The 4,386-nt window shown below is 48.7% G+C and carries 9 protein-coding genes; 1 reads left to right on the top strand and 8 read right to left on the bottom strand.

The window, feature by feature from the left end:
* Positions 1 to 85: 85 nt before the first annotated feature.
* From M977_RS20625 to M977_RS20590, 8 genes are read right to left on the bottom strand one after another with little or no spacing between them, the layout of a single operon-like run.
* Positions 86 to 352: a hypothetical protein gene (locus M977_RS20625; RefSeq protein WP_157092097.1), complete on the bottom strand. Its 267-nt coding sequence runs from the start codon at positions 350 to 352 to the stop codon at positions 86 to 88.
* Positions 353 to 366: 14 nt separating this feature from the next.
* A complete protein-coding gene (locus tag M977_RS20620) occupies positions 367 to 627 on the bottom strand; it encodes a hypothetical protein (RefSeq protein WP_064518625.1) in 261 nt (86 codons plus the stop codon).
* Entirely contained in the window at positions 627 to 1,334 is a 708-nt protein-coding gene (locus M977_RS20615; RefSeq protein WP_064518624.1) for a DUF1627 domain-containing protein, read from the bottom strand. Before M977_RS20615 ends, M977_RS20620 begins: the two co-directional genes overlap by 1 nt.
* 30 nt (positions 1,335 to 1,364) lie before the next feature.
* On the bottom strand, positions 1,365 to 2,381 hold the full coding sequence (locus M977_RS20610; protein ID WP_064518623.1) for a conserved phage C-terminal domain-containing protein: 1,017 nt from the start codon (positions 2,379 to 2,381) through the stop codon (positions 1,365 to 1,367).
* Positions 2,378 to 2,626 (bottom strand): DUF4222 domain-containing protein, encoded by a 249-nt coding sequence (locus M977_RS20605; protein ID WP_064518622.1) that lies wholly within the window; start codon positions 2,624 to 2,626, stop codon positions 2,378 to 2,380. Before M977_RS20605 ends, M977_RS20610 begins: the two co-directional genes overlap by 4 nt.
* A gap of 14 nt (positions 2,627 to 2,640) precedes the next feature.
* Positions 2,641 to 2,892, bottom strand: a complete 252-nt coding sequence (locus tag M977_RS20600; protein WP_064518621.1) for a hypothetical protein — start codon at positions 2,890 to 2,892, stop codon at positions 2,641 to 2,643.
* A 9-nt stretch (positions 2,893 to 2,901) separates the two neighbouring features.
* On the bottom strand, positions 2,902 to 3,357 hold the full coding sequence (locus M977_RS20595; RefSeq protein ID WP_064518620.1) for a toxin YdaT family protein: 456 nt from the start codon (positions 3,355 to 3,357) through the stop codon (positions 2,902 to 2,904).
* A 10-nt stretch (positions 3,358 to 3,367) separates the two neighbouring features.
* Complete coding sequence (locus M977_RS20590) at positions 3,368 to 3,631, bottom strand: transcriptional regulator (protein WP_064518619.1); 264 nt, start codon at positions 3,629 to 3,631, stop codon at positions 3,368 to 3,370.
* Positions 3,632 to 3,702: 71 nt separating this feature from the next.
* Here M977_RS20590 and M977_RS20585 point away from each other — a divergent pair, with 71 nt between their 5' ends.
* Positions 3,703 to 4,188 (top strand): helix-turn-helix domain-containing protein, encoded by a 486-nt coding sequence (locus M977_RS20585; protein ID WP_064518618.1) that lies wholly within the window; start codon positions 3,703 to 3,705, stop codon positions 4,186 to 4,188.
* Positions 4,189 to 4,386: the final 198 nt, after the last annotated feature.

Below are 4,386 nucleotides of genomic sequence, written 5' to 3'. Positions count from 1 at the left end.
CTATGATATATACGTCAGAGCAGGCCAGCGAGTAAATCGTACATATATGAAAGGCAAACGTACGCTGTTCGCTCAAAGCCGCTGGTCAGGCGGATACGGTTGCTTTGTTATGAACCTCGTAACGCTGTACGCCGATAGCCTCCAGAAATAACGCCAGCTGATTAAAATCAGTCCACGCCCTAATCTGGCATTTACCGCGAGCAGCTTCTATAAATACTGGCGCGCCGGTGGCACACAGTCCCATTATCTGCCAGCGGTTGATTTCATGGTTACGAAGCACAACTACCCTTTTAAAAACACCCACCTCGAACCATGCTTTCCAGTCACGCTTTTTACGCATCGTGAATTTCATAACGACAAATCACCCTATTTGTTAGGTTCGTTTGATTGGCTTTGTAGTTTCATTCCTGAGGTGTACTGCATCACTTCACGGTTCCACTGCTCGATGGCCTTAGCCTCTGCTTTGCACCAGGCCTGACCGCCTTTGGTATACGCAGCCGTTTCTCTAAGGCATCCACACGGACATGTGATGTTCTTGTAGCCCATTACACACCAGTAACCACGAGGCTCACGGGTGGTGATTTTTGGTTTTTTACCCTTAGGGCAGAGTTTGAGCTCAGTTGTCATCAGAACCCCAGAGCACGTTGTTGGCGAGCAAGCCGGCGAACCGTAACGCGCAGCTCTTCAAGCTGATTGAGGCGGGACTTCGTGCGGCGAATTTCTGCCGCTATGGATTTTGGTGTAGGGCAAACCATCTCGGCCGCCTGGCACTTGGCCATCTGCGGAATAGCATCCAGGAATTCGGCGTCACTTCGTGTTGCTGGTACTGCAGGTTCAGGCTGCTGGATCACATCGTCCACTGCCGGTAGTTTTGTGGTTAGTGCCTTGGGTGCCACATCAAAATGGAAGACGCTACCGCGCTTCTCCCGAACAATACGCCCCTTGTTAACCGGCATAGCCAGCGTTGAGGCAACCGCGCGAACGGTGGTACCAGCAAGTTTTGCCATTTGCTCAGTCGTCAGCTCACCATGCTGCGTCATTAATTCTGCCAAAACTGCTTCGTTAATTTTGCGAGCCGGTGTTGCCACAGCAGGTGATGCTGGTCGCTCTTTGCTGTTCACGACTTTAACCGCTGGTACCGCAGGTTTTACTCGAGGGGTTTTAGCGCCGGTACCTGTCAACTGCCACCAGCCGTTAACCAGCTCAATCTGCTCGAGCTCTTCATGTTCACGCAATATACCAAGAATCTCTCTCACGTCGATTTTCATGCGGGCTGATATTTCGCGTGCTGTAGCCTTTCCCATCAATTTCAGTGCTTCAAGTACGGTTTCCATAGTCATCTCCAGGTTCAATTAATCTTACCGCTAGGCGGTCAATTCGTTTTTTTGCATACGGGCTGCCTGTTCAGACCAAAGCCGATCCCATGTGCGCTTTGACGCTTCAGGCGAAAGCCCACCGACACTCGCATTTGAGGCCAGTTTGCGGACGCATATTTCCAGCGGAGATTTCAGGATCAGATTTGCCGCCTGACCAAGAAACCGCTTGTGAGCCGCATCTCGTTCGCTGCAGTCGATAACAGGCGCTCTGCTGGATGGGCGACTTTCGTTGTCCCACTTGCGGGCCAGCGGCAGATACCCCTCGAAATTCTCAAAGTTAAAAAGTGTCTTCGGGCATAAGTGCTGGGCCATCGTCACGTTATCGAGCCAGAGGTCAGCCCGGTGTTCGATAACCAGGATGAGTTCGTCTGCAACGTATTCATCCGCCAGCAGTCCGTTGATAAACCCCATCGTGGTCTTGCCATCCTGGAATGCAGCACCGGTGGTTTTGTTGAGATGGTTTAAAACTCGCAAAGCTGGATTGTCAAAATCGTCGGGCAGCTCGTCTGCCTGACATTCTTTTGGTTCTTTGACTGGTTCCATGACAGGTTCAAAAGAGTGACTGATTCTGGTGCCGTGTGGCGACATAGGGGGTGTGCCTTGTGGCGGCATAGGGCTGTCGCCGTGCGGCATACCTATGCCTTGTGGCGACACAGGGTCTATGCTTTGTGGCGACATAGGGGGGTTATTATTTTTAGCCTCACCCCCTGTGCTTTCTGGCGCTACAGGGGTGTCGAGTTTGAGGCTATAAATATTGGACGTATTACCCTTTCCGTTATTGATTCCAATACGGTTTATCTTGAGTAACAAACCCAGCTTAATCAGCGCATCGATGTGTGATCTCACCGCGCTTTTACTGCACTCGCAATGATCTGCAATGTGTTGGTATGACGGCCAGCACTCACCTTTATCATTTGCGTTATCAGCGAGTTTCAGGAGCACAAGTTTACGTATCGGGTGACCAACACGAATATTCATAGCCTGAACCATCAGGGTCATGCTCATACATCAGCCTCTACAAATTCTTTCAAAAACTTATCCCGCCGCGTCTCGCAGTTCTTGTCGTAACCATCGCGACGGAAAATAATCGTATTTGGACTTACAGCAATCACAGTAACCAACCGTCCGTAGCCATCCTTGAAGCGGTCACCTGGGGCAACTTCACGTACCTGCAGACAAGATTCATTGCCAGAATAGTTACGTTGTAACTGTGCTTTGAACCGTTCCATTAATGCAGCTGTGTTACGCATGATCACCTCCTGACTCAGCTAAACTGGCGGCGCTTTGGAAGCGTGGCTTTCTTGATTGGCTCCGTTCGTGGAACCGCAGCTGGTCGACGGTTGTGTTTTAAATAGAACTTTGCCTTGTCGATTAGCGCCTGGACTCCAGTGTTCGGATGAATACGCCGGTATTCCATGGCAAGCGCTACCGCGGCATTTGCTTCGCTTTCGTCGCATTTACTCCCGGAAAGAAGCAGGCTTTTAATCTGGGTGATTAGAAAATCGTTATGCCGCATACCCTCCCCCTACAGCAGCTGCTGGCCAACATGTGCAAACTGCACAACCAGACCAGGAACAAACACGGCGATCGAGTTAATTGCTTCAATGGCTTCTTTCTGAATAACGGCAAGTGGCGCTCCGGTTAGCACCGCGCAAATAACCTCTGAGTGTTCCTTGCTGGAAGCGGCGACTCTATGCTGTTCGTCCTTTTGCATAGCAAGCTCTGCATCGATGGCGGCGCGAACTGCCGGTGCCAACAACGCCGCGTGCAGTTGGTGTTTCTTCGAAGTTCCATCGAATGCACGCTGGATGCGCTGCTTGTTGTTATGGACCCGGCGAGCGAATTCATCACCATCAACCAAGTCATCAAGAGTCTCAAGCAGATCACCCTGTTGATGCCTTGTAATCAGCTCGACAACGTACTTCCAGCCCTTCTTTGCAGCCCATGCTTCAAGCTCGATATGCAGAGTTTTGATTTCCATAAATCAGTCCTTACGAGGCTTGAGTGATAGAATATTGTTCAGTTGGCAGTCCATGCGTTGGCTCAGGATAAAGGTCCGGACGGAGTTCATGAGGGGTCACGACCCAGCCACCTAATTCGCATAATTTGATGACTCGTTCGCTTGGAACCTTATTCCGCTCAATCCAGTTTGCTACCGATTGAGATGTTTTGAAGTTGAACAACCGGGCAACCGTTGATACTCGGCCAACGGTTCTAACTGCCTTGTCGGTGATGTTTTTGTAAGTGGTAGTCATAACGCTCTCCTGTAAACTTATGGAAAGCATAATACTACATAAAGTAGAATATACAACTACAGAAAATAGAAATGACTATTTTGGCTCAGTGTCTTAATCTTCTACCTATGGTAGAAAATACAAATAAACATCATGAGTTTGCCCAGCGCCTAAACGCGCAAATGAGCAAAAATGGCTTATTCGTTAAAGACTTAAGTCAGGCATGTGGCGTCACATATGAGATGGCCCGGCGTTATACGCTGGGTACGGCTAAGCCACGCGATGAAAAGTTGATAAAAATTGCGGAATGGTTGAACGTTTCTCCCTCATGGCTTGATTACGGGCATGAGGAAGTGCAGAAATCCAACACTGAAATGCCGCCAATAATTCAAATGGAAGGCGCTGAAGATGCAAGTGAATTCAGTAATTTAACAGAAGACGAAAAACGTTTACTGCGAACATTCAGACAGTATCCGAGTGCTGAGAGCAAAAATATGCTTCTCGTCTTTGAAATGCGACTAAATGAATTGAAAGAACACTACCGAGAATACTTCAAATCTATCGGTGGCAAACCTTAGCCCCTCTCCATTTAAAAGCCGGCATCTAAGCCGGTTTTTTTACGTCTTAAGTTTGAGTCATCCCTAATCCAGACCACTTAAAAGCTACATTAAGTAGATAATTCACACTTTACATTCTACTTTTTGTATTGACACATCTACTTATTATAGTAATCTTGCCTCCATCTTAGCAAAGCACAACTGCGGCGCGACAGATTC

It is taken from the genome of Buttiauxella gaviniae ATCC 51604 (genome assembly GCF_001654835.1).
Classification (GTDB): Bacteria; Pseudomonadota; Gammaproteobacteria; order Enterobacterales; family Enterobacteriaceae; genus Buttiauxella; species Buttiauxella gaviniae.
This window is presented reverse-complemented; position numbering and strand designations above follow the sequence as displayed.